This is a genomic window from Micromonospora sp. NPDC007230 (genome assembly GCF_042869115.1).
Classification (GTDB): domain Bacteria; phylum Actinomycetota; class Actinomycetes; order Mycobacteriales; family Micromonosporaceae; genus Micromonospora.
The window spans coordinates 103272-127495 of record NZ_JBIAFE010000014.1 but is presented as its reverse complement, the minus strand read 5'-3'; the positions used below and the strand labels follow the sequence as shown (position 1 = coordinate 127495).

General features: G+C 71.5%; 18 protein-coding genes. 6 read left to right on the top strand and 12 right to left on the bottom strand.

What is annotated here, in order from left to right; genetic code table 11:
• Nucleotides 1-173 precede the first annotated feature (173 nt).
• A complete protein-coding gene (locus ACFYML_RS20910; RefSeq protein ID WP_387422225.1) occupies nt 174-1442 on the top strand; it encodes an ROK family protein in 1269 nt (422 codons plus the stop codon).
• Nucleotides 1443-1584: 142 nt separating this feature from the next.
• On the opposite strand, the gene ACFYML_RS20905 is transcribed toward ACFYML_RS20910, so the two are convergent.
• The 7 genes from ACFYML_RS20905 to dnaE form a co-directional block, all read right to left on the bottom strand.
• Nucleotides 1585-1980 carry a YkvA family protein gene (locus ACFYML_RS20905; RefSeq protein ID WP_387275902.1) on the bottom strand — a complete coding sequence of 132 codons (396 nt, stop codon included), beginning with the start codon at nt 1978-1980 and terminating at the stop codon, nt 1585-1587.
• Nucleotides 1973-2542, bottom strand: coding sequence for a Chromate resistance protein ChrB (locus ACFYML_RS20900; RefSeq protein ID WP_387422224.1), 570 nt, complete (start codon nt 2540-2542; stop codon nt 1973-1975). Before ACFYML_RS20900 ends, ACFYML_RS20905 begins: the two co-directional genes overlap by 8 nt.
• Nucleotides 2543-2594: 52 nt before the next feature.
• A complete protein-coding gene (locus ACFYML_RS20895; RefSeq protein ID WP_387422223.1) occupies nt 2595-2927 on the bottom strand; it encodes a DUF3703 domain-containing protein in 333 nt (110 codons plus the stop codon).
• Between the two features lie 8 nt (nt 2928-2935).
• Nucleotides 2936-3670 carry a cation transporter gene (locus ACFYML_RS20890; RefSeq protein ID WP_387422222.1) on the bottom strand — a complete coding sequence of 245 codons (735 nt, stop codon included), beginning with the start codon at nt 3668-3670 and terminating at the stop codon, nt 2936-2938.
• Complete coding sequence (locus tag ACFYML_RS20885; protein ID WP_387422221.1) at nt 3670-3999, bottom strand: ArsR/SmtB family transcription factor; 330 nt, start codon at nt 3997-3999, stop codon at nt 3670-3672. Before ACFYML_RS20885 ends, ACFYML_RS20890 begins: the two co-directional genes overlap by 1 nt.
• 179 nt (nt 4000-4178) lie before the next feature.
• A complete protein-coding gene (locus tag ACFYML_RS20880) occupies nt 4179-4499 on the bottom strand; it encodes a DUF6300 family protein (RefSeq protein ID WP_387422220.1) in 321 nt (106 codons plus the stop codon).
• Complete coding sequence (dnaE, locus tag ACFYML_RS20875) at nt 4496-8071, bottom strand: DNA polymerase III subunit alpha (protein ID WP_387422219.1); 3576 nt, start codon at nt 8069-8071, stop codon at nt 4496-4498. Before dnaE ends, ACFYML_RS20880 begins: the two co-directional genes overlap by 4 nt.
• 90 nt (nt 8072-8161) lie before the next feature.
• Between dnaE and ACFYML_RS20870 the strand changes: the two genes are divergently transcribed.
• Nucleotides 8162-9118 carry a LysR family transcriptional regulator gene (locus ACFYML_RS20870; RefSeq protein ID WP_387422218.1) on the top strand — a complete coding sequence of 319 codons (957 nt, stop codon included), beginning with the start codon at nt 8162-8164 and terminating at the stop codon, nt 9116-9118.
• 77 nt (nt 9119-9195) lie between these two features.
• On the opposite strand, the gene ACFYML_RS20865 is transcribed toward ACFYML_RS20870, so the two are convergent.
• Nucleotides 9196-10467 carry an FAD-dependent oxidoreductase gene (locus ACFYML_RS20865; protein ID WP_387422217.1) on the bottom strand — a complete coding sequence of 424 codons (1272 nt, stop codon included), beginning with the start codon at nt 10465-10467 and terminating at the stop codon, nt 9196-9198.
• A 65-nt stretch (nt 10468-10532) separates the two neighbouring features.
• On the opposite strand from ACFYML_RS20865, the gene ACFYML_RS20860 reads away from it, so the two are divergent.
• Together ACFYML_RS20860 and ACFYML_RS20855 are read left to right on the top strand one after the other, a co-directional pair.
• A complete protein-coding gene (locus tag ACFYML_RS20860; RefSeq protein WP_387422216.1) occupies nt 10533-11147 on the top strand; it encodes a TetR/AcrR family transcriptional regulator in 615 nt (204 codons plus the stop codon).
• 38 nt (nt 11148-11185) lie between these two features.
• Complete coding sequence (locus ACFYML_RS20855) at nt 11186-11833, top strand: CatB-related O-acetyltransferase (RefSeq protein ID WP_387422215.1); 648 nt, start codon at nt 11186-11188, stop codon at nt 11831-11833.
• Nucleotides 11834-11938: 105 nt separating this feature from the next.
• Here ACFYML_RS20855 and ACFYML_RS20850 read toward each other — a convergent pair whose 3' ends face one another.
• The gene (locus tag ACFYML_RS20850; RefSeq protein WP_387422214.1) at nt 11939-14089 is read right to left on the bottom strand and encodes a sialate O-acetylesterase; all 2151 of its coding nucleotides are present in this window, start codon (nt 14087-14089) and stop codon (nt 11939-11941) included.
• 310 nt (nt 14090-14399) lie between these two features.
• Here ACFYML_RS20850 and ACFYML_RS20845 point away from each other — a divergent pair, with 310 nt between their 5' ends.
• Together ACFYML_RS20845 and ACFYML_RS20840 are read left to right on the top strand one after the other, a co-directional pair.
• Nucleotides 14400-15101, top strand: a complete 702-nt coding sequence (locus ACFYML_RS20845; protein WP_387422213.1) for a hypothetical protein — start codon at nt 14400-14402, stop codon at nt 15099-15101.
• Nucleotides 15102-15236: 135 nt separating this feature from the next.
• Nucleotides 15237-16613: an FAD-dependent oxidoreductase gene (locus ACFYML_RS20840; RefSeq protein ID WP_387422212.1), complete on the top strand. Its 1377-nt coding sequence runs from the start codon at nt 15237-15239 to the stop codon at nt 16611-16613.
• 10 nt (nt 16614-16623) lie between these two features.
• On the opposite strand, the gene ACFYML_RS20835 is transcribed toward ACFYML_RS20840, so the two are convergent.
• The 3 genes from ACFYML_RS20835 to ACFYML_RS20825 form a co-directional block, all read right to left on the bottom strand.
• Complete coding sequence (locus ACFYML_RS20835) at nt 16624-17799, bottom strand: trans-sulfuration enzyme family protein (protein ID WP_387422211.1); 1176 nt, start codon at nt 17797-17799, stop codon at nt 16624-16626.
• A 74-nt stretch (nt 17800-17873) separates the two neighbouring features.
• Nucleotides 17874-23180, bottom strand: coding sequence for an amino acid adenylation domain-containing protein (locus ACFYML_RS20830; protein WP_387422210.1), 5307 nt, complete (start codon nt 23178-23180; stop codon nt 17874-17876).
• Nucleotides 23177-24193, bottom strand: a complete 1017-nt coding sequence (locus ACFYML_RS20825) for a TauD/TfdA family dioxygenase (RefSeq protein WP_387422209.1) — start codon at nt 24191-24193, stop codon at nt 23177-23179. Before ACFYML_RS20825 ends, ACFYML_RS20830 begins: the two co-directional genes overlap by 4 nt.
• Between the last annotated feature and the right edge of the window lie 31 nt (nt 24194-24224).

Here is a 24224-nt window from a genome sequence, read left to right as displayed (position 1 = left end):
GGGCGGCGCCAGACGCGCGCCGCCTCGGACGATAAGGCGACGGGAAAACTTTTAACAAGAGGTAGGCAGAAGCCTGTCGAGTCACATACATAAGTCGGTGGCTAACCAAGCCAAAGCATGGCGTCCGGGACGCACAAGTCGCGTCTCGGCCCGTCGTGTGCTTCACTTCGACCGTGCCCCAGCCCGCAGCCGCGCCACCTGCGTCCGTCCACCGTGGCGCGGTCGCCGCCGGCGCGTACACCGGACCTGGCTCGGGCGTCCCCGGCGCCGGCGAACTGCTCCAACTTCTTCGTGACGGGCAGCCCCGGACCCGTGCTGAGCTCGCCAAACTCACCGGGCTGACCCGGTCCACTGTGAGCGCCCGCATCGATGCCCTGCTCGCGAGCGGTCTGCTCGCGCCCTCCGGCGAGGCGGCCTCGACAGGCGGTCGCCCGCCGGCCCGGTTCGCCTTCAACCCGCAGGCTCGCGTCGCCGTCGGTGCCGACCTCGGGGCGACGCACGGCAACATCGCGCTCACCGATCTCACCGGTCAACCGCTGTCCGAGGTCGCCGAGCGCGTCGACATCTCGGCAGGGCCGGTCACGGTCCTCGACTGGGTCGTCGAGACGACCCGACGGCTCCTCGACGAGGCGGGCCGGCAGGTCGACGACCTCGTCGGCATCGGGATCGGCCTGCCGGGCCCGGTCGAGCACTCGAGCGGCCGGCCGATGCGCCCACCGATCATGCCGGGCTGGGACGGCTACGACGTGCCCGGACACGTGCGGCGGCATTGGGAGGTGCCAGTCCTCGTCGACAACGACGTCAACGTCATGGCCCTCGGCGAGCACGCGATGGCCCACCCGGAGGTCGAGCACCTCCTGTTCGTCAAGGTCGCCACCGGGATCGGCGCCGGAATCATCAGTGGTCGGCGCCTGCACCGCGGCGCGGTCGGGGCGGCCGGCGACCTCGGTCACGTGGCGACCCCGCACGCCCTCGACGTCCTCTGCACGTGCGGCAACACCGGGTGTCTGGAGGCCGTCGCGAGTGGCCGCGCGATCATCAGGGAGCTCGCCGCGGCCGGGGTCCCGGCGATGACGAACAGCGACGTCGTCGCCCTGGTCAGCGGCGGCAACATCGCTGCCGCACAGGCGGTCCGTCAGGCCGGGCGCACGATCGGCGAGGTCCTCGCGACGTGCGTGAGTCTGCTCAACCCCGATCTGGTCGTCATCGGAGGTTCACTCGTCCAGGCCGGCGAGAGCGTCATCGCCGGGGTGCGCGAGGTCGTCTACGGCCGCTCGCTCCCGCTCGCCACCGGCCACCTGCAGATCGTGCCGGCGACGACCGGCATCCAGGCCGGCGTCATCGGCGCGGCGACGATGGTGATCCAGCACGCCCTCGCCGCCGATCGTGTCGACGAGGCACTCGCCAGCGCGTCGTCGGCTCCGCTGGCAGTCGGCGGCTGAGGGCTGACGGCCCCGAACGCGAGGCTTCAGCGCATTGCACACCGTCCACGAAGCTGTCGCGGGCGGGTGTGCCGGGTAGCTCATCCGACCGGTGCGGCCGGCGTAACAGCACGTCGTTGGTCGGCTTCCACGGTGTTCGGGGTCAGGCTGACGGCTGGCCGAGAAGTCGTTCGATGAGTCGTGGTTCGCCGGGCCAGGCGGCCAGGAGCACGTCACGGGGGACTTGCCGGCCGGCGTAGCGCAGGGCCAGGGCGACCACGACGATGTCGTCGAGGGGGCCGATGACGGGCAGGAACTCGGGAATGAGGTCGATGGGGCTGGCCACCCAGAGCCCGGCGATCAGCACGGCGATCTTCGCCCGGCGGGGGACCCGCGGGTCCTTGCGGAGTCGTCGGACGGTGGTGACGCAGTCGGGGATGAAGGCCGCGAGGTCGCGCAGGGTGCCCGGTGGGAGCCGGCGGGCCAGCAGGATCAGCAGCGCCCACGAGGCGAGCAGTAGCGCGATCGCGGTGGCCAGGGCGAGTAGCCAGTCATGCATGGGGGGATTCCTGTCCGAGCGGGGCGTGCACGGCTTGGTAGACGGCGGTGGCGTAGCTGTCGAGCGCCTCGGCGCAGCGCTTTAGGCCGTCTTCGGCCTGGACGCCGGCGGCGACGCCGAAGATGTCGCGGGCCTTGAGTTCGCGGAACCAGCGGCGTAGCCGGTCCAGGCTCTGCTCTTCCTCGTCGAGTTCGGCGACGGTGAGCTTGCCGATGCGTCGCTCCTTGGCGATCTCGGCTTCGTACTTGTCGCACTCGGAGGTGAACTCGGTCCACTCGTCGGCCCGCGCGGTGTTGAACTCGTCGAGCAGGCTGCTCCGGCTGTCGTCGTCGTGCGGGGTGGCGTCGAGCATGAGCATCCGGCCGTCCGCCCGGCGGACCAACTCGGCGACGCGGTCCAGGCCGGTCGCGAACACGGGAGCCGCCGGTGCTGCCCAGACGCCGCCGCTGACCGGGACGGCGCCGACCCGGCGCAGCTCTCGCCAGACCGCTACCCGGTGTCGGGACGGGCCGGCCGGTAGCCGGATCACGGCGATCAGCCAGCCAAGAGAATCGCTCGCCACGTAGGCGAGTGTAACAGCCGCTACATCAACCGAGTCCCCCTCGATCGCGTGCTCACCTGGCGAGCAGCGCGGCCAGGTCGTCGGGCACCGGCATGGGCTGGGTGAGCGGCACCCGGGCGCGGCCCGTGTTGCCCTCCGGGTAGCGGCCGGTGGCGGACCCGGGGCCGGCGACGGCGAGCCGGACGACCTGACCGACCGCCTCGACCACGTCGCGCTCGCGCAGCGCGCGGCGCAGCATGGCGGCGTGCACGACCGTGTGCGGCCAGGGCCAGGGCTGGGAGAGGATGTGCGCCCGTTCCGCCGCCCGCCACGCGACCGCCTGATCGCTGGCGGTGCGGGCCGTGGCCAGTTCGGCGTCGAAGGCGGCCCGGACCGCCGCCGGCATTGGCCGCCTCACCGGTCGCCGCCGGAGCAGCAGGAGCAGCCGGGCCGGCAGCCGCAGGCATCGCCATCCTCGGAAGTCACGGCAGCGGCGGACGCGGCGGCCCCCGGGACGGTGCAGCAGGTGTCCCCGCGCCAGGCTTCGCGGCCTTCCTTGACGGCGACGGCGGCGATGACGAGTGCGGCGACCGGGTCGGCCCAGGACCAGCCGAACAGGCTGTTGAGGGCGAGTCCGACGAGCAGGACCGCGGACAGGTAGGTGCACAGCAGGGTCTGTTTGGAGTCGGCGACCGCGGTGCGGGAGCCGAGTTCCCGGCCGGCGCGGCGCTGGGCGTACGACAGGCCGGGCATGACGGCGAGCGACAGCGCGGCCAGCACGAGGCCGACGGGGGAGTGGTCGGCGTCGGCGCCGCCGAGCAGGGCGCGGACCGACTCGACGGTGACGTACGCGGCGAGGGCGAAGAACGACACCGCGATGATGCGCAGGGTGGTCTTCTCCCGGGCCTCGGGGTCGCGGCCGGCGAACTGCCAGGCCACTGCTGCGGCGGAGGAGACCTCGATGACCGAGTCGAGGCCGAAGCCGATCAGCGCGGTCGACGAGGCGATCGTGCCGGCGCTGATCGCCACGACCGCCTCGACCACGTTGTAGGTGATGGTGGCGGCGACGAGCAGTCGCACGCGGCGGGCCAGGACCGCCCGCCGGGCCGGCGAGGGGCCGGCTGGGGTCTGGATCAGCGGCAGCGTCATCAGCAGCAGCCCTTCGCGTCGGCGTCGGGGCAGGCGGCCGGATCCACGGCGAGCACCAGACCAAGGAGGTCGCCGAGGGCGTGCGCGAGCCGGGCGTCGGCAAGCTCGTAGCGGGTGCGCCGGCCCTCGGGGGCGGCCACGACCAGGCCGCAGCCGCGCAGGCAGGCCAGGTGGTTGGACAGATTCTGCCGGGTCGTGCCGAGCAGGTCGGCGAGCTGGGCCGGGTAGCCGGGGCCGTCGCGCAGGGCCAGCAGCAGCCGTGCCCGCGTCGGATCGGACAGGGCGTGGCCGAACCGCGCCAGCACCTGCCCGTGGGTCAGCGTCTCCACGCCACCGATAGTACATCCAATGCTGTATCAAGCGGCTGGGTCACCGCCGCCGCATCACGGGACCGTACCCCCGGTTGCAGGTCACCCGGACGATCTGTGCGGGGCGCCATGTACCGCTGTGGTGGACGCGGTATGCGCAGGCTTGCGACTGATCCACCAGACGCTGTCGAGACGATCTGTCACAGCTCGCCGCGGTACCAGGCGTCGACCTCGGCTTTCAGCGCATTCTCGTCCGGTCTCGCCGGTCGCGCGTGATCGATCCAGCGGAGCAGATCCCCGGCGAGCTGAGCCGCGTTTCCCGGCTGTCTGGCCCCGTCCGCGTCGAGGTGCCCGACGACGGGGCCGGCGAGGGGATCGTCTGCGTCGCAGCGAGCGCACAGGTGGATCTCCTGGACGACCGGGACCCGGTTCCCTGACGCGTTCGTCCAGCTGCCGGGACGGCGCAGCACGGCGAGGACGTTGTCGGTGCCGCATCGGTGGCACGGCCGGTCACGGGTCATGCGCGGCAAACCGCGTCCGCGCCGAGCAGCGCCTTGACGTCCCCGTAGAACGCCGGTTCCGGAGTGACCCGGAAGGGCTTGAGGTTGAACAGCAGGCTCCGCGCACCGTGCCGGTCCAGGCGTACGTGTACGGGTGCCCCGCCCGGATGGGTAGTCAGGATGTGTTTGAGGTCCTGGACGAGACGCCGGTTCACCTGGTTCTCCTGGAGCGCGATCACCACAGGTGGCTCGGCGTCCGCCCGGGAGACGTCGAGCAGCGTTATCTCCTCGCCGTAGAGGCTCATCGTCTCGTCGCGTACGTTGATCCGGCCCCGTACCGAGACGACCCGGTCCTGGGCCAGCGCGTCGCCGTACACCGCGTAGGTCTTGGGGAAGACCAGACATTCCACGGCGGCGTCGTGGTCCTCGAGGGTGACGATCGCCCACGGCTTTCCCTGCTTGGTGACCTTGCGCTGCAGGCCCGAGATGATGCCGCTGACCCGGGTCGCCCGGTCCGGCCGCCCGGTGCTGAGCAGGTCGGCGATGGTGGTGTCACGGTGGGCACCCAGTACGTGTTCGGCGCCGTCGAGCGGGTGGCTGGAGACGTACAGGCCGAGCATCTCGCGTTCGAAGGCGAGGAGGGTGGTTCGGTCCCACTCCTCCCGTGGGATCGTGATCGAGAAGGCGCCGCTCTGGCCGGTCTCGCCGAACAGCGAGTCCTGGCCGTGGGCCTCGTTACGCTTGACATCGATGACCGCGTCGACGGCCTGCTCGTGCACGGCGACCAGGGCTTTGCGGTGATGCCCCAGGCTGTCGAACGCGCCGGCCTTCGCCAGCGATTCGATGACCCGCTTGTTGCAGACGATGGACGGGACCTTGGCGAGGAAGTCATTGAAGTCGGTGTACCCGCCCTTGGCCTCGCGGGTGGCGACGATGGCGTCCACGACGCCGGCTCCGACGTTGCGTACGGCTCCCAGGCCGAAGCGGATGTCGGAGTCGACGGCGGCGAAGTCCAGCTGGCTGGCGTTGACGTCGGGTGGCAGCACTTTGATGCCCAGGCGCCGACAGTCCGACAGGTAGACGGCCATTTTGTCCTTGTCGTCGCCCACCGAGGTGAGCAGCGCGGCAAGGTACTCCTGCGGGTGGTTGGCCTTGAGGTACGCGGTCCAGTAGGAGACCAGGCCGTATCCCGCCGTGTGCGATTTGTTGAACCCGTACCCGCTGAACGGCACCAGCACGTCCCAGACCGCCTTGATCGCCTCGTCAGAGAAGCCGCGCGTACGCATGCCGGCGAAGAAGCGGTCCCATTCGGCGTCCAGGACCTCCTTCTTCTTCTTACCCATGGCGCGACGCAGCAGATCGGCGGCGCCGAGAGAGTACCCGGCGAGCTGTTGCGCGATGGCCATGACCTGCTCCTGGAAGACGACCAGGTGGTAGGTGTCACCGAGGATGGGCTCGAGCGCCTCCTCGAGTTCCGGGTGGATCGGTTCGACCGGCTGCCTGCCGGTCTTGCGCAGGGCGTAGTTGGTGTGGGCGTTCATCTCCATCGGGCCGGGCCGGTACAGCGCGTTCACTGCGGCGATGTCGGTGAACGTGGTGGGCTGCATGAGTTTCAGCAGGACCCGCATGCCGCCGCTGTCCAACTGGAAGACCCCGAGCGTGTCACCGCGCGCCAGCAGCTCGTAGGTCTTGGCGTCGTCGAGCGGGACGGTGAGGATGTCGATGTCGATGCCCTTGTTGGCGCGGATGTTGGCAATCGCATCGCCGATGACGGTGAGGTTCCGCAGGCCGAGGAAGTCCATCTTCAACAGGCCGATGTCTTCCGCCTGCGTGAAGGGGAAGCCGGTGATCACCGGGCCGTTGGCCTTTGGTTTGACCAGCGGAATCACGTCGATCAGGGGCTCGCTGGAGAGGATCACGCCGGCGGCGTGTATGCCGGTGCCCCGGGTGAGGCCCTCCAGGCCGACCGCGGTATCGATCACCCGTTCGACGTCCGCGTCCTGCTTGTACATCTGGCGCAGCTCGGCTGCTTCACCGTGGCGGGGATGCCCGGTGTCGCGGATGGCGGCCAGCGGGATCTCCTTGCCTCCATCCGCCGCCGGAAAGGCCTTGGTGATCCGGTCCCCCAGCGCGTACGGCAGACCCAGCACCCGGCACGCGTCCTTGACGGCGGCCTTCGCCTTGATGGTATTGAAGGTCACGATCTGGCAGACCCGGTCCGCGCCGTACCTGCGGGTGACGTAGTCGATCATCTCGTCGCGACGCCGGTCGTCGAAATCGAGATCGACGTCCGGCATGGTGACGCGCTCGGGGTTGAGGAAGCGCTCGAAGATCAGCTTGTGTTCGATCGGGTCGAGCTGGGTGATTCCGGTGCAGTAGGCGACGATCGACCCGGTGGCCGAGCCGCGGCCGGGGCCCAGGCCGATGCCGTGCTCGCGGGCGTACCGGCAGATGTCGGCGACAACCAGGAAGTAGCCGGGAAAGCCCATGGCGTCGATGACCGACAACTCGTAGTCGATGCGTTCCCACACCTCCTGGGGCGGGTGCTCGCCGTAGCGGCGGCGGGCCCCCTGCAGGGTGTCCTTGCGCAGCCAGCTCGACTCGCTCTCGCCGTCCGGTACGGGGAAGCGAGGCGTCAGGTCCCGGTGGGCGAACACCTCGCCGTAATCGCCGATCCGCTCGGCGATCAGTAGGGTGTTGTCACAGGCTCCGGGTACCTCTCCGTCCCACAGCGCGCGCATCGCCGGCGCGGACGTGAGGTAGTAGCCGCTGCCGCCGAACCGGAAACGGTCGGTGTCAGCGAGGCGCTTGCCAGTCCCGACGCACAGCAGCGCGTCGTGCGCCTGGGCCTGGCTCTGCGTGACGTAGTGCGAGTCGTTCGTTGCCAACGGTGGCAGGTCGAGTTGCTTGCCGAGCTGGAGCAGTTCGTCGCGGACCCGGCGCTCGACGGCCAGGCCGTGATCCATCAACTCCAGGAAGTAGTTGTCCCTGCCGAAGATGTCGCGGTATCGCGCGGCGGCCTCGACCGCCTGGTCGTACTGGCCGAGGCGCAGCCTGGTCTGCACCTCCCCCGACGGGCAGCCGGTCGTGGCGATGATGCCCTGGCCGTGTTCGGCAAGTAGCTCGTCGTCCATGCGCGGGTACTTCTGGACGTGGCCCTCCAGCCAGGCCCGCGACTGGAGGCGGAACAGGTTCCGCAGGCCCTGAGCGTCGGCGGCCCACATCGTCATGTGGGTGTACAGGCCCCGCCCGGAGACGTCACCGCCCTCGCCGGTGTCGTCGTTGGACCGGCGCAACGCGAGGTTGTCGCTGTAGTACCTGGGCTGCCGGTGATGACGCGAGGTCGGAGCGACGTAGGCCTCGATGCCGATGATCGGTTTGATCCCCGCCTTGCGGGCCGTCTGGTGGAACTCGTACGCCCCGTGCACATTGCCGTGGTCACTCATCGCCACGGCCGGCATCCCCTGCCGAGAAACCTCCTCCATCAGCAGGCCCACCTTGGCGGCCCCGTCGAGCATGCTGTACTCGGTGTGCACGTGGAGATGCACGAAGGAACCCACGGCGACCACACCTCCTGGCTGTAGGCTCGCCATCGACCTGAGCATTCGACCCGAGGGCAGGAGCGGTTGTCCAACAGTCAACACGCCAACGGACCACAACCAACGGTTGTGGACGAGGCTGTGATGGATCTTGACGTCGGCGCTGTCCGCGCCTTCGTCGCGGTCACCGAGGAGCGCTACTTCAGCGAGGCCGCTGCCCGACTGGGCATCAGCCAGCAGGCAGTCTCCAAGCGCATCGCCATGCTGGAGAAGGACCTCGGCGTGGCGCTGTTCACCCGCACCTCTCGCGGCGCCCAGCTCACCGTCGACGGGCAGGCGTTCCTCCCGCACGCGCGCACGCTGCTGCGCGTGGAGGCACGTGCCGTTGCCGCGGTGCGTCCCGGACGTCGCGCACTCCGCGTCGACGTGCTCAATCACCGGATCGGACCGGCGGCGCTCCTGCGCGATTTCCACCGAGCGCACCCTGACATCGAGCTCGATGTCGTGACGCTCATCGACGCCGATGTCGACGCGGCTGTCGCCGCCATCAGGTCCGGAGCGGTCGACGCCTCATTTCGGGCCGTCACCGCACCGGAACAGCAACTCCGGGACGGCGTCACGGCAGCGCGAGTCCTGGACGACCCCCACGAATTGCTCACCGGACCGGCCCACCAACTGGCCGCCGCTCGCGCGGTCACGCCTGCCGATCTCGTCGGACATCGGATCTGGATACCCGGCATCATTCTCGGAACCGAGTGGGCCGCCTTCTACGACGATCTTGCTGCCACGTTCGGGCTCACCATTGAGCGCGTCGGCCCGAACTTCGGCACCGACCACCTCCTGGACGTGCTTGCGGACTCCTCGACCCTGGCCAGCCTCACCGGCGCGCAGGTCCGGTTGCTCTGGCCGGTCAACTACGACCTACGGCGCATCCCCGTCGTCGACCCGACACCGGTCTACCCGCATTCGCTGATCTGGCACCGCGACAATCCACACCCAGGACTTGCCGAGCTGCGCAACTACATCCGGTCTCTGCAGCGCCCGCACCACGCCGGCAAGACCTGGGTACCGAAGTGGGCAATGCCGCACGCGGCGGCGTGAGGCCGTCGGCTGCCCACGCCACGACAGCGTGCGTGCGGCGACCACGGGTACGCGCCGCTGATGGGCGCGCGGCGAGGTCAGCGGCCCAGGCTGGCGGCCATGCGGCGGCGCATGGGTGGGATCGCCGCGGTCAGACGCAGGATCGTGCGGAAGGTTGCCCGGCCGAGCGGGGTCGAGTTCGCGGCGTTCTGGGCGTTGCGCAGGGACTGCTTCACGGCAGCGAAGCCGTAGCGCAGCATCTCGCGTTCGTACCCGGAGATCGCGGCCGGGAGTGGGACCTCGCCGGCGTGGGCGGCGATCAGCGTGCGCCGGAGCAGGTCGGCGTCGCGCAGCGCGGTGTTCGCGCCGATGCCGGCCATCGGGGTCATGTTGTGGATGGCGTCGCCGAGCAGCGTGACGCGGCCGGTCGGCCAGGGTGTGACCGGGCTGGCGCTCTTCACCCGGATCGCGTGGAGGGTGGCCGGATCGCTTCCGGCGATGAGCCGGTGGAACGCGGGCGACCAGCCGCGGATGCGCTCCGTGACGACCTGCTGCAGCGATGCGCCGTCCTGCTGCTCCACATCCGGCGGGAACCGGTCGGTAGCGTCGGCGAACCCCCAGAACGCGTAGTCGGTGTCGTCGTACGGCGGCGTACCGGAGCGCCCGGCGGCCGGCCGGTCGATGCGATCGTGCTGCCAGACGGCGGTGAAGAGCGAGCCGCGGCCACGGGGGACGACGATGTTGGCCCGGGTCCGCAGGGCGGGCGGCAGGTCGGACGCCCGTTCGGGGGTCAACGGATACTTGCCGGCCACCGCGAGCACGCCGGTGTCAAGGCGCTGCGCATGCGGGAGGAGTTGGCCGCGTACGCGGGAATTGGCGCCGTCCGCGCCGACCAGGAGGTCGGCGGTCGCGGTGGTGCCGTCGGCGAAGTGGGCGGTGACCCGCTCGCCGTCGAGCTCATAGCGGTGGAAGTTCCTGCCCAGGTGTACGACGTCGTCGAGCTCGTCGAGCAGGATCTCGCGGAGCCGGATCCGGCTGACGCCGTGGTGGCGGCTGGTGGGGTCGGTGGACGGGTTGATCTCGGCCTCGGTCAACCCGAGTAGCTCCGTGCACTGGTCGGTGAGAAAGCCGAAGCCGCTGTCACCGGTCGAGACGGTGGTCAGGAACGACAGCCACGCGTCCGGGGGAAGGCAGTTGTGCAGGGCGTGCGCGCCGGCCGGGTTGATGTGGATCCGGTAGCCCTGCAGCCAGTCCGTGCGTTCGAGGGTGCGCTCGTAGACGTTGACCTCGATGCCGGCTCGGCGCAGCCCGTGCGCGAGGGCCAGTCCGCCGATCCCGCCGCCGATGATCATCACAGAAAAGCTCGTCATGTTTCCCAGAGTCACCCTTGCGTCTGACTCTGTCAACCATCTGTTTGATTGATAGGATCAGGAGCATGCCTGAGGAGTCGAGACCTCGTCGTTCCCCGTCCGGTCTGGAGCGGAAACGGGATGCCGAGCGCACCCGGGAGCGGATTCTCGACGCGGCGCTGGTGGAGTTCGGTGAGCACGGCTACGCCGGCGCGCGGGTCAGCGCCATCGCCCGCCGGGCCGGCGTCAACCAGCAGTTGATCTCGTACTACTTCGACGGCAAGGAAGGGCTGTATCGCGCCCTCATCGAACGCTGGCGTGCGTTGAGCGGTGAGCTGAACCGCCCGGACGCTCCGCTGGACGAGGTGGTCGCCGCGTTCCTCCAGGCCGGAACGGCACAGCGGCACTGGGTCCGGCTGCTGATCTGGCAGGCCCTGGAAGGCGACCGCGAAGAGGGCGCGGAGCAGTATCGCCGGTCCATGGTCGACGACCTGCGCCGACGCCAGGCCGCCGGTGAGATCGCCGAGGACCTCGATCCGGCCTACCTGCAACTGGCCCTCTTCGGCGCAGCGCTCGCGCCCACCCTGCTGGCCCACTTCGCCGAGGACTTCACCGGACTGTCCGTCGACTCTCCCGAGTTTCTCGCCGGGTACGGCGAAGAACTCAGACGCCTCGTCGCGCGGCTGGCCAAGCCCCTGTGACCGATCCGCAAAGGCCGTAGCCGATGAGGAAGCGAACCGTGGCTGACACCCTTCCCGATCCGAGCGTTGTCCATCCGATCCCCGAGCAGCCGCGTGTGGTGCTGCTGAAGCCGTTGGTGACGTCTCCGCTGATCGAGGTCGGAGAGTTCTCCTACTACGACGACCCGGAAGACCCGACCGCCTTCGAGACCCGTAACGTGCTGTATCACTACGGGCCGGAGAAGCTGGTCATCGGGAAGTTCTGTGCGCTGGGCACGGACGTGCGGTTCATCATGAACGGCGCCAACCACCGGATGGACGGTCCGTCGGCCTTTCCTTTCCCCATCATGGGTGGTTCCTGGGCCGAGCACTTCGACCTGATCACCGGCCTGCCCGGACGGGGCGACACCGTCGTGGGCAACGACGTGTGGTTCGGCTACCGCGCCACGGTGATGCCCGGCGTCCGTATCGGCAACGGAGCGATCATCGCCTCCGGTTCGGTCGTGGTGGAGGACGTGCCCGACTACGGCATCGTCGGCGGCAACCCGGCCAGGCTCATCCGTCACCGCTATGCCGAGGAGGACGTCGCCCGCCTCCTGGCCCTGGCCTGGTGGGACTGGCCGATCGAGCACATCACCGAGCACCTCCGCACGATCATGGCCGGCAGCCTCGACGATCTGGAAGCCGCGAACCCCGGACAGCGGTAGCGGCACGCGTCGAGGAGGTCAGGTCGGCCGACGCACATGGTTCCATCCTGGTAGGCAGGCGGGACGCGGTCGCCGGCCACCGCGTCCCGCCTGCCTCGGGGCCGGTCAGGTGATCGGCAGGTTGTGGAAGGTCAGCAGACCGCTGCCGGTCGCGTTGACGATCCAGGGTCCGGCCCGCAGATGGCTGAGGTAGCTCACGCCCGTCGCGCCGTCGGCGGGCGCGGAGAGGGTCAGCTTCAACTGGCCGCCGGCGACGTACTCGACATCGGCCACGGTGACCGTGGTCCCGTTGACCCGGAAGTCCGCCGCCGAACCCGGCTCGACCGTCAGCGGGTCGTCGCTGCGCAACTGGATGGTGATCTCCGTGCGCTCGGGGTTCGAGAACGCCGCGGTGCTCGGGTTCGGCGGGGCGACCCCCTCAGCAGGTCCGTGGTAGAGGTCGCGCGCCACCACCGCGAACGTGTGGTCGCCCATCTCCCGGTAGCCCTGCTCCCAGGCGTAGTGGCAGCCGTCGTGGCCCGAGAGGCCGTTGGTCGACAGCAAGGTCACGCCGAGTGTGTCGCCCATCTGCCGCTGCGCCTCCCGCAGTGCGCCGGTGGTGCTGTTGCTGCATGGCGAGGTGCGGACCTGATAGACGAAGTACCGGGTCCCCTCGGCGATGTCGGCTCCCAGCTCAGCTCGCCAGTCGTCGAGCAGCGCGGTGAAGCCGGTGACGTGTACGGCCGCTTGGTCGTTGTCGGATTCGCCCTGATACCAGAGCAGCCCGCGGACGTCGCCCAGCACCCCGGCGCCCACCAGGCGTTGCCGCAGCCGGCCGTAGTTGGTGCGGATGTCGTCCGGGTCCGCGTCATTGCGCTGGAAGAACGAGATCGGCTGGCCGCCGTGGGCGCCGTTGAGGATGGCCACCGGGACCTGATAGGTGTCCACGATGCGCCGGGCCATGCGGATGCCCCACTGCCCGATCGAGCCGGGCTGGTTGGTGACCTCGCTGCCGGCGTAGTTCCAGCGGCGGTCCGCCGCCGACAGGACCGGATCGGCCGTGGGAGACCCGTAGCTGCGAATGAACGGCGACTCCTCGCCGGCGGAGGAGCCCTGGTAGGTCGCCGCCACGGCGTTGGACTGGCCCTGGATGAGGTAGACGTCGCCGGCCAGGATGCCTTCCCATCCGGCCACCCGGCGGGTCACCTGGGCGCCCAGCGCGCGTAGCGCGAACCGGTAGTCGCGCAAGGTGGCGTCGATGCGGGGGCGGAACGAGAAGTCGCGCCGGTCGGTGACCGGGGCCGTGTAGGTCCACTCGTCGTCGCCGCTGGTGACCGTGAGCTGAACCGCCTTGACCCGCGGGTCGGTGACTGCTCCGGACACCGGCACGGTGGCGCCGTTCGCGGCGTCCCGGGGATACAACTGGCGGTCCTGCGGGTGCTGATCCAGGGTCAGCACGGAGGACCGGGCGTACACGGTCAGCCGCCGTTGGGTGAACGTGCCGGCGTTGCCGGCGAACGTCCAGTCCGGGTGGCCGGTTGGCGCAGAGCCGATGCCGAGCGAGAGCGCCGCGCCGGTGGAGGTGAAGGTGTTGACCGCCAGTACCGTGCGCGGCGCGTCCGGCGAGGGGCGGCTGGCGCCGACCTGGTGCACCTGGAACGATCCGTACCCGCCGGAGGCGTTGACGGTGTCGTCGGCGTCGTAGCTGGTGGACGAGGCACCGGAGATCTGCCGGGACGAGCCCGTGCTGTAGGTGTTGGGCCACATCTCCAGATAGCCGGCCAGGCCGGTGCCCGTGGTGACGCCGGGAACGTTGGAGGCCACGTCCAGGTCGTTCACCCGCTGACGGGTGATCTCCCCGGTGCGGGTCGGCAGGCCGAGGCGGTGCGCGTCCGCGGTGAAGGGCTCCATGGCCGTCCAGACCCACTGCGGGCCCGTCACGCCGTCCAGCTCGAGGCAGTAGCCGACCCGGTCGAAGCCGGCCGCCACCGCGTCGGTGCGGTCGAAGGTGTACGGCGGGGTCTGGTTGAGCCAACTCGCCCGGGTCGGCAGGTCGATCGAGAGGACAGGCGTGAAATCGGCCGTGCCGTCGACGTTCGCGGCGCAGGCCGTGTCGTCGACCGCCCGGTCGACAGCGAGCGTTGGACTGGCGGCGGCCGCCGGCCCGGACACCACCGCGATCGAGGACAGCAGCATTAGGCCGGTCGCAACGAGGGCGACGCCGCGCAGTCGTGGCGCCGCATCGCGGAGCCCGGGGGAGAAGTGTGGACGGGGCATGACTCGTACCTCCAGCAAGGTCGTAGTTCGCGCCGCCGGAACGACGTGCCCCATGACTAGCAGCGGACATTTGTATATCGCAATGTCATTGCGGTGAATGGTTGGATCCTCGCGACGGAGGCGCCCTCAGGGGCGGCCAGCGGGCGACCGGCTGCGTCCACAGGGGCCAGCCTTGCCCGGATGGCGCGCCTGGCAGGGGCACTCCGTCATGACCCGCCCGGCGCGACGATTTCGTTGATGCGGCAGGATTGCCGCCATGGTGTCGTCGCCGCAGTGGCTCAGCCGTTACCGTGCCGGACAACGGGAGCAGGTGTGGCACGAGCTGCACCAGCTGGGCAGCACAATTCGGCAGCAGGCCGATCTGGCGGAGGAGGCCCAGCTGGTCTGCGACGAGATGGCCCGCCGGGCCCGGCAGAACGTCGAGGTCATCGTCGAGCGGCTTTCGGCTGACGGCTACCGGTTTCACGCCAACGACGACGAACAGACTCCCATGACGCCCCACGCCGCGCCGACCGCGACGGCTGCCGAGCACGCGGATTGGCTCCAGGAACGGTTCGACGCGGTACCCATGACCCTGCGTTCCTGGGTGCGGCTCGTCGGGGACGTCTGGCTGGTCGGCACGCATCCGCAGTGGCCCACGTCGGCTTCGGCTGACCCTCTCGTGATCGAGCTGGAGGGCTCGCTCCACGCCGACTTTCCGTCGATTCGTGACTACTTCGCCGACGAATGGAACGGCTGGCGTGAACGCCGCGCGGAAGACGCCAGCGCCGGCGTGTTCGTGCTCCCACTCGCACCCGACCGGTTCCACAAGGAGAACGTCAGCGGAGGCTCACCGTACGGGATGGTCCTTCCGGACGGCTGCGTCGACGGGCTCTTCGCGGCGGAGACAACCATGCCGTTCGTCTCGTACCTGAACTGGGTCTTCGATCACGGGGGCTTCCCGTGGCCCACCGAATCATCCAGCCAGTGGCGGGTCAGGCGAGAGCTTGCCCGCGACCTGTTGCCGCTTTGACGCGATGGCCGCTGCCTCGGCGCTTGTGCAACGATCGTCGGGGGTCATGCCGACCTGCCGTCCGGCCGGTTGGCCCACGTACGGCCTTCCGCCGGCACGGGAAGGTGCCACACCTCGTATCCCTTGGAGAGCTTGATGTTCCGCTCCCCGGCTCGGGTGTTCGCCGCGCTGAACGCGGTGCGACCGCCCGATCAGGTGGTCCCGATCATGGGCAAGGCGGTGGTGCTCGGTGGCAGCGTCGCCGGGTTGGTGGCCGCCCGGGTGTTGTCCGACCATGCGGAGAGCGTCGTCATCATCGACCGGGACGACCTGCAGGCGTCCGGCGAGCGGCCCGGTGTGCCGCAGGGGACGCAACTGCACGCGCTGCTGCCCGGCGGCTTCCTCCAGCTCGAGCGCCTGTTCCCGGGATTCCGCGAACAGGCGCTGGCCCAAGGCGCGATCGAGGCTCCACCCGCGGCCAGGCGCAACTACCTCGACGGCCGCCGGAAGGTTGTCGTACCCGACGACGCCGACAGCTTGGCGGGGAGCCGGCCGCTGCTGGAAGGGCTGATCCGCCAGCAGGTGCTGCGACTGCCCAACGTCAAGGCGGTCAACGCCCGCGCCACGGGCCTCGTCTGCGACGGCGCCGTGACCACCGGGGTCCGCTGCGACGTCGGCGCGCTGGCGGGTGTCGAGTCCGGTGATCTCGTGGTGGACGCGATGGGGCGGTCGAGCAGGCTGTCCGAGTGGCTGGAGCAGGCTGGCTGGGAACGGCCGGTCGCACGGCGGATGCCCGTGCACCTGAACTACGCCACCGCCCTGTTCCGACGCCGTGCGGCGAACCCGGAACTCGCGGTCGTCCTGGCGCTGCACAGTCCGGGGATGTCGTCGGACGTGGCCGGCGCGGCGTTCTTCGCGGTCGAGGATGGCCGGTGGATGGCCATGATGGCCGGTTACGGCGAGAACCGCCCGGGGCGGACCGCAGACGACTTCGTACGCCGGCTGCGGGAGCAGTTCCCACCGGAGTTCGGCGAGGTCGCCGGGGGCGAACTGCTCGGCGACGTCCAGACCTACCGCCATGCGGACAGCCGGCGACGGGACTTTCATGCGCTGAAGCGGTTTCCGGCCGGGCTGGTCAGCGTCGGTGATGCGGTCGCGTCGTTCAACCCCGTGTACGGGCAGGGGATGACGGCGGCCGCAATGCACGCTGCCTGCCTGTCGGCGTACCTGCGGTCGAGCCCGGATCTGGGCGCGCCGGCGCGCCGGTTCTTCGCCCTGCAGAAGGTGGTGGTCGACGCCGCCTGGTCGACGTCGACCTCCGCCGACCTGGCGCTGCCGCACGTCAACGGGCCCTACCCGCGCGGGTACCGGTTCTCCAGCTGGGTGAGCCGGCAGATCGTCACGGCGACCGTCACGGACGTGACGACCGCGCGGCGGTTCAACGAGGTCGTTTCCATGCGGGCACACCCACGGTCGCTGGCCACACCCGGCGTGATACTCGGTGCTCTGCGCGCCAACCGGCGGGCACGCTGATCCGGTCCGGCTAAAGGTCGGCCGCCTTGTCCAACGCCGTCAGGAAGTCGTCCACCAGGTCGGCGGTGTCCTCGATGCCGGTGGAGACGCGGACCAGCCCGTCCCCGATACCGCTGGCGGCCAACTGCTCGGCATCCACGATTCCCGCCCACATCGACCTCGGGTGCACCACCAGGGTGCTGACGCTGCCCAGGCTGGCCGCGCGCTTGGCCAGCCCCAGCCCGGCCAGCAGCGCGGCGGCGCCCGCCCGGCCAGCCTTCAGGTCGATGCTGAGCACCCCGCCGAAGCCGGTCATCTGCCGGCGGGCCAGCGCGTGCTGGGGATGCGACGGCAGTCCCGGGTAGCGGACCCGGGCCACCGCCGGGTGACCCTCCAGGGCCAAGGCCAGGGCGGCGGCGTTGCTGTTGTGCCGCTGCACCCGCAGCGGCAGCGTACGGATGCCGCGTAGCAGGAGCCAGGCGTCGACCGGGCCGAGGGTGCTGCCCGTGACGATCGCGGTCTGCCACACCCGCTCGATCAGTTCGGCGGCGCCGACGACCACTCCCGCCGAGACGTCGGAGTGGCCGCCGAGGAACTTGGTGCCGCTGTGCCAGACCAGGTCCGCTCCGGCGCTCATCGGACGCTGGTTCACCGGGGTGGCGAAGGTGTTGTCGACCACCACGAACGCGCCCGCCGCATGGGCCAACTCCACGACGGCCGTCAGGTCGGTCAGCTCCAGCAGCGGATTGCTGGGCGTCTCCACCAGCACCAGCCGGGTCTGCGGGCGGATGGCCCGTTCGAACGCCCCGAGGTCGGTCTGGTCGACCTGGGTGCAGGAGACCCCGAAGCGGGGCAGCAGTCCGGTGGCGAGTGAGGTGGTGCCGCCGTATGTGCTGCGCTGCACCACCACGTGGTCGCCGGCGGAGAGCAGGGCCAGCGCGACGGTGCTGATCGCGCCCATTCCCGAGGCGGTGACCAGACCCGTCTCCGCGCCTTCCAGCTCGGCGACCACGGCGGCCACCTGCGCATGGTTGGGGTTGCCGTACCGGGTGTAGAAGGTGCTGCCCCGGGTCTCGGTGGCGATCGCGGTGAACCGCTCGTCGGACGCGGCGCTGAAGGTCGCGCTCTGCACGATCGGCGGTGCCACCGCCCCACCGGGGTTCAGGCCGTCGTCGCCGTGCACGGCGGTGGTGCTGAGGCCGGTCAACGGTGCTCCTCTCGATAGCCGGGAACGGCCGACCGGGCCGGCGCGGGCCGGCCCGGTCGGCCGCTGATCAGGGGTCAGGCGGAACGGGCCACCCGGTCCACCAGCGCACCGTAGCTGCCCAGCGTCACGAACTCGGGCAGGGTGAGGTCGCTGCCGTGGCGCTGTCGCAGCACGGTGACCAGCCGCAGGGCGCGCAGCGAGTCCCCGCCGGCGGCCAGGAAGTCGGTCCCCGGGTCGCTCGGTGCGATGCCGAGCACCTCCTGCCAGGCCGCCGCCACCCGGGCCGCCCACCTGGTCCGCACGTCGTCGTCGAGCGCTGGCCCGCGCGGGGCGACGGCGGATAGCGGTGCGGTCGGGTCGGCGGCCAGCAGCCGGCGGAAGCCGTCGGCGAAGGTGTCGACGCGGTCTGCCGGGACGTGCCGGTGGTCGTACTGGACGGTGAGGGCGAGACGGCCGGTGTCGGCGTCCAGTTCGGCGTCGACGGCGAGGCTGAACGCCACGTCCACCGTGATGCCCCGACTGTCCACGATGCGACTGCCGCCATCGGCCTGCGCGTTCGGGAAGTGGGTCCAGTTGAAGAAGTGGTCGAAGCGGGGGCCGGCCCCGCCGGCGCGGACGATCTCGGCGAGCGGGAAGCGGTGGTGCGCCATCAGCTCCCGCTCGGCCCGCCAGACCTCGGCGGCCAGGTCGGTCAGGGACCGGGCGCCCAGCTGCACGCGCACCGGCAGGGTGTTGAGGAACAGGCCGAGGGTGGCATCGCTGCCGTCCCCCTCCGGCCGGCCGCCGACCACCAGGCCGCTGACCACGTCGTTGCGGCCGGACAGCTCGCCGACCAGGCGCAGGTGGATGGCGAGCAGCCAGGACTTCACCGGCACGCCGGCCGCCCGCGCGGCCTCGGTGACCACGTCGGTCGTGCCGGCCCTGAGCGGCACGCGCCGGGTGGTGGTGGTCCGCGGGTCCGGGCCGCCGAGCAGCAGCGGCGGCACCGCGCCGGGGCCGTCCAGCCAGAACCGGCGGGTGACCGGGTCCGCCAGGGCGTCCCGCTCGGCCGCCACGTACTCCCGGAACTGCAGGCCGGGGCGGGCCGGGCGGGCAATGCCGGCCCGCTCCCGGTCGTACGCGGCGAGCAGGTCGGTGAGGAACAGGTGCAGACTCCAGCCGTCGAGGATGGCGTGGTACTCGGCGACGATCAGGGTGAACCCGTCGGCGTCCTCGCGGACGGCGTGCAGCCGCAGCAGCGGCGGGCGGGCCCAGTCGAAGGGGTGTACCCGCTCTTCCGCCACCAGCTCGTCGACCCGCTCGCGGCGGGCCTGCGGGTCGGCGTCGGCCAGGTCCGTCACCGGCACCTCGACCGGCACGTCCGCGTGCACGAGCTGCAACGGCTCCGAGTACGCGCCCAGCGCGAACCCGGTCCGCAGCATCGGGTGGGCGGCCACCAGGCCGGCCAGCGCGCGGCGCAGGGCCGCCGCGTCCAGCGGCGCGGCGATCCGGTGCGCGGTGACGTTGTGGTACATCGCCGGGTCGCCGGTCAGCTCGCAGTGGTAGACCATGCCCTGCTGCAGGGCGGTCATCGGGTACGCGTCGGTGAGCCCGGCGGGCAGCAGCTCCCGGTCGGCGGCGGCGACCAGTGCGAAGCGCTCCGCTTCCTCGGCCGCGCCGGAAGCCGTGGGCTCGGCGGAAGCACCGTCGAGGGTGATCTGCCCGTGCGTGACGAGCTCCCGGATCGACTGGTAGGTGAAGATGTCGCCGAGCCGGAACGACAGCCCCCGCTTGTTCGCCGCGACCTGCATCTGGATGCTCCGGATGGAGTCGCCGCCGAGCGCGAAGAAACTGTCGGTCACGCCGAAGCTCGCCACCCCGAGGACCTCGCGCCACGCCTCGACCAGGATCTCCTCGGCCCGGTTGGCGGGCATCACCGCCGCGCTGTCGCGAGGCCGGTCGAGGCGGGGCGCGGGCAGCGCCGCCCGGTCGAGCTTGCCGTTGCGGGTCAGCGGCAGCTCTTCGAGGAGCACCACGGCGGCCGGGATCAGGTGGGCCGGCAGCCGGTCGGCCAGCCAGCCGGTCAGGCGCTCCGCCAGCGGGCCGGCCGCCGGCCCGGCCGGGACGACCACCGGCGGGCGCGGATCGGCGGCGTACTCCGGGCGCACGGCGTGCAGGGTGTGCCGGTCGGTGCCGACGAGCAGGTCGTCCTGCCGGGTCACCACGTCGAAGCCGTGGCCCTCGAAGAACGCGACCAGCTCGGCCAGCCGGCCTTCCGTGTCGGTGCCGGCCGCGTCGTGGACCTCCATGGCGACCTGCGCGATCAGCGGCCAGTGCCGGTCCGCCAGCCCGGCGAGCACATCCGCCTCGGCGCGCTGCACGTCGATCTTCAGCAGGTCGATGCGCTGCGGGCCGATCTCGTCGAGCACGGCCGACAGCGGCCGGACCGGCACGGTGAGCTCCCGGCCGGCGAAACGTTCCGCCAGCAGTTCGTCGACCCGGCCGAGCAGGACGTCCCGCTCGTCGGCGCCGGCGTCCCGCTCGTTGGCGAGGTACCGCTTGATCACCGACACCTCGGCCGCCGGGTCGGCGTACGCGGCGTGGCCGGACATCATGGAGTAGCCCGGGTAGTAGGTGAAGGAGACCTCCCCGGCCGTCCGGGACAGCCCGAACCCGTGCACCGTGGCCGGTACGCCGAACTCGGCGACGTTGCGCCGTAGCACGTCGGCGACCGACGGCACCGGTTCGAACGCGTGGATCGTCGCGTCCGGGCAGACGGTGTGGACGAACAGCGAGAACATGCCGATGTTCGCGCCCACGTCGAGCACGGTCGCGCCGGGCCGCAGCACGATGCCGTCGCGCAGGTAGACCTGCTGGACGAAGATCTCGTCGTACAGGTAGCGGGTCTCGTGCGGGTTGATCCCGGCGATCCGCTCGACGTCGACTTCAGCGGTCCCGGTTGGGCGGCCCGGCCGGACGTAGGCGACGAGCCGGTCGCCGTGCCCGTCGTCGTCGCGGGCCACCACGGCGGCGTCGGCGACCTCCGGGTGCTCGCGCAGGACGGTGGCGATCTCGCCCGGCTCCACCCGGAAACCGTGGATCTTCACCTGGTCGTCCAGGCGGCCCAGGTAGCGCAGCCGCCGGTCGGCGTCGAAGCGGACCCGGTCGCCGGTGCGGTACACCCGTTCGGTCCGGCTGGACGGCAGCGCCACCGGCACGAACCGCTGCGCGGTGGTTTTCGGGTCGCCGAGGTACCCGTCGGCGAGCTGCGGCCCGCTGACGCAGAGTTCCCCGGCCGCGCCCGGCGGCACCGGCCGGAGCTGCCCGTCGAGCACCCAGACCGCGACGCCGGGCAGCGGCCGGCCGATGGTCGGGGCGTCCCCGGCGCGTACCTGCGCCGCGCTGGTGTCCACCGTGCACTCGGTCGGGCCGTACAGGTTGACCGCGCGGACGTCGGGCAGTGCCGCCACCGTCTCCCACAGGTCCGGCGCGATGGCCTCCCCACCGAGCAGCAGCAGGCCGGGCAGTCGGGTGTCGCCCGCCCCGGCGAGCAGGATGCGCAGCTGGGCGGGGGTCAGGTCGAGCACGTCGACGTCGTGGTCGGCGAGCGCGGCGGCCAGCGCCGCTCCGTCCCGCCGGACGTCCTCGGGGACGAGGTAGAGGCTGCGGCCGTGGCCGAGCTGCACGAGCTGCTTGATCGAGGCATCGAAGGTGAGCGGAGCGTTCACCGCCACCCGCAGCCCGGGGCGGCTGCCGGCGTAAACGGTGCGCTCCAGGGCGTCGGCCAGGTGCGCGGCGGCGCCGTGCGACACCTGCACCGGCCGGGGCGTGCCGGTGGAGCCGGAGGTGAAGATCACGTACGCCGGGTCGGCCGGGGCCGGCGCTGCGGCGGGCGGCTGGCCGCCGGCCGCGACGAGTTCGTCGACCGCCACGGTCGCCGGGCCGCCGACGCCGACGACGACCTGCGCGCCGACGGCGCGGACCTGGGCGGCGAGGCGCTGCGCCGGGGCGTCCGGGTCCAGCGGGACGAACACCGCCCCGGCCCGCAGCACGCCGAGGAACGCCACGACGGTGTCCCGCGACCGGGCGGCCAGCACCCCGACCGGGGTGCCGGACAGTCCGCGCGCGGCCAGCGCGCCGGCCACCCGCGTGGCCCGTTCGTGCAGCTCGCCGACGGTGTACGCGCCGTCCGCGGCGACCACCGCCGCGGCGTCGGGGTCCATGCCGGCCAGGCCCGCGTCGAGCAGGTCGACGAGGGTTCGCCCCGGCGTCTCGGCGGTGCTCCCGGCCGCGTCGGCCAGCCAGCGGGCCTCCCCGTCGCCGAGCACAGCCAGTGGGGCGGCGGCGGTGAGCGCGGCGGGCAGGGTCCGCAGGATCGCCAGCAGTGCGTCGAGCAGCCACTGCCCGCCGACCACCCGCAGGGTGATCTGGTCGCCGTCGGTCAGGGCGGTGAGCTGCGCGCCGCCGGCCGGCGGCGGGTCGGCCACCGCCACGGCGGCGCCGTCGAGGCCGGCCACGGTGGCCGGGTCCACGGTGGGCAGCACCGCGAACCCGGCGACCGCCTCGGACTGCTCGTCCACCGGTTCGACCAGGTGGAACGTGTCGTCGGCGGCGGTCTCGGCGGCGTGGACGCAGGCCAGCAGGTCGGCGGGGGCGGCGGGCAGCGGCAGGGCCAGCCGGAGCGGGCCGTAGCCGCCCAGCGGTCCGACCACCTCGGCGGTGCCGGCGGCCTGGCGGCCGTCGCTCCACCGGGCCAGCACCAGGTCCGCCTCATCGGCCCCGTCCGGCGCCTCGGCGCGGCGGGAGACCGCGAGGGCCCAGGCGGCGAGGAGCACGGTGGCCGGCTCGACATTCGCGGACCGGGCGGCATCGGCCAGGGCGGCGGCGGGCACCGCCGCGGTGACCACGGCGGTCGGGTCGTCGCCGTGCGGGGTGACCAGCCGCGCGGCCGGGGTGGTGGGCGCGGCGGCCGGGTTCTGCTCCCGTTCCTCGAGTTGCCACTCGGCCACGTCGAGGAACTGCAGCGCCTCCGGGTCGTCCGGCAGCGCCTCGCCGGCGTAGGCCCGGGCCAGGTCGGCGAGGACCAGGCGAAGGCTGGCCGGGTCGGCGATCAGCGGGGTAGCGGTCAACTCCAGGGCGTCGTCGGTGAGGGTGACGGACAGTTCGCCCTGGGCGCCGATCACCACGGCGCGGTTGTCGTCCACGTCCTGCAACGGCACCCGCAGGCCGGGGTGGTGCACCAGGGTCAGCCGTAGCGCCTCGTGCCGGGCCACCACCGTGTCGACGGCGGCCTGCAACCGCGCCCGGTCCAGCGGCCGGTGCAGCCGGACCCGGGCCCGGATCAGGTCCTGCTTCCCGGACCAGGCCAGGCGCTGGATCGGCGACAGACGGTATCCGTTCACAGCTCACTCCGGTTGACGTAGAGGTCGGACATGGCGACGAGGATCTCCCGGTCGCCGCTGAAGGGTTCCCGGCCGTGGGTGGCCAGGAAGTTGTCCACGACCAGCACGTCGCCGCGCTGCCAGGGCACCGAGACGGCGTGCTGCCGGTACAGCTCGCGGATGCCGGTGACCACCTCGTCGGGGATCGGCTCGCCGTCGCCGTAGTACGCGTTGCGGGGCAGCCCGTCCGGGCCGTACTCGCGCAGCAGCGCGCCCGACACCTCCGCCGGCATGTTCGACACGTGGAACAGGTGGGCGTGGTTGAACCAGACCGTCTCCCCGGTGCGCGGGTGCGTGGCGATCGCCTGCCGCCGGGACCGGGTGCGCAGCCCGTCCCCACCCAGCCAGGTGAACTCCGTCGCCGAGGCGGTGCAGTACGCCTCCACCTCCGCCCGGTCGGTGGTCTGGAACGCCTCCTGCCACGGCAGGTCCAGGTGCGGGCCGTAGTTGCGCACGTAGCAGACGCCGGAGCGCAGGAACCGCTCCCGCACGTCGGCGGGGATCAGCGGGGTGATGACCCGCTCGCTGGCCAGCGGGGTGGCCCCGCCGTCCCCGGTGGCTGGCTGCGCGCACCAGAAGTAGAGGTAGGTGGGCCAGTTGTGCGAGTACGACATCTCGTGGTGCAGCGGGATCCACTGCTCGGCGTTGAACTCGGTGGAGGTGAACACCCGGTCGGCGACCTCGTGACGGGGGGCGGCCCGCTCCAGATAGCCGAGCAGGTCCGGGCTGACCGCCCGGGCGGCCTCGCTGAAGTCGTCGGCGGTGCCGACCTCGAAGCCGCGGAAGAACACGGCCCCGTAGCGGTCCAGGTCCTGCAGCAGCTCCTCACGCCGGCCGGCGAGCCAGCCGGCCAGGTCGAGGTCGGGCACGGTGGCCTCGATGAGCAGCACGAACTCCTCGTCCACGAGCACCCGCCGGGACACCGGCGAGGTGACCGGACCGCTACCGCGCCGGCGCGGCCCCGGCCCGGTCACGGCACCACCTTTCGTTCGCGGCTGCGGGGCT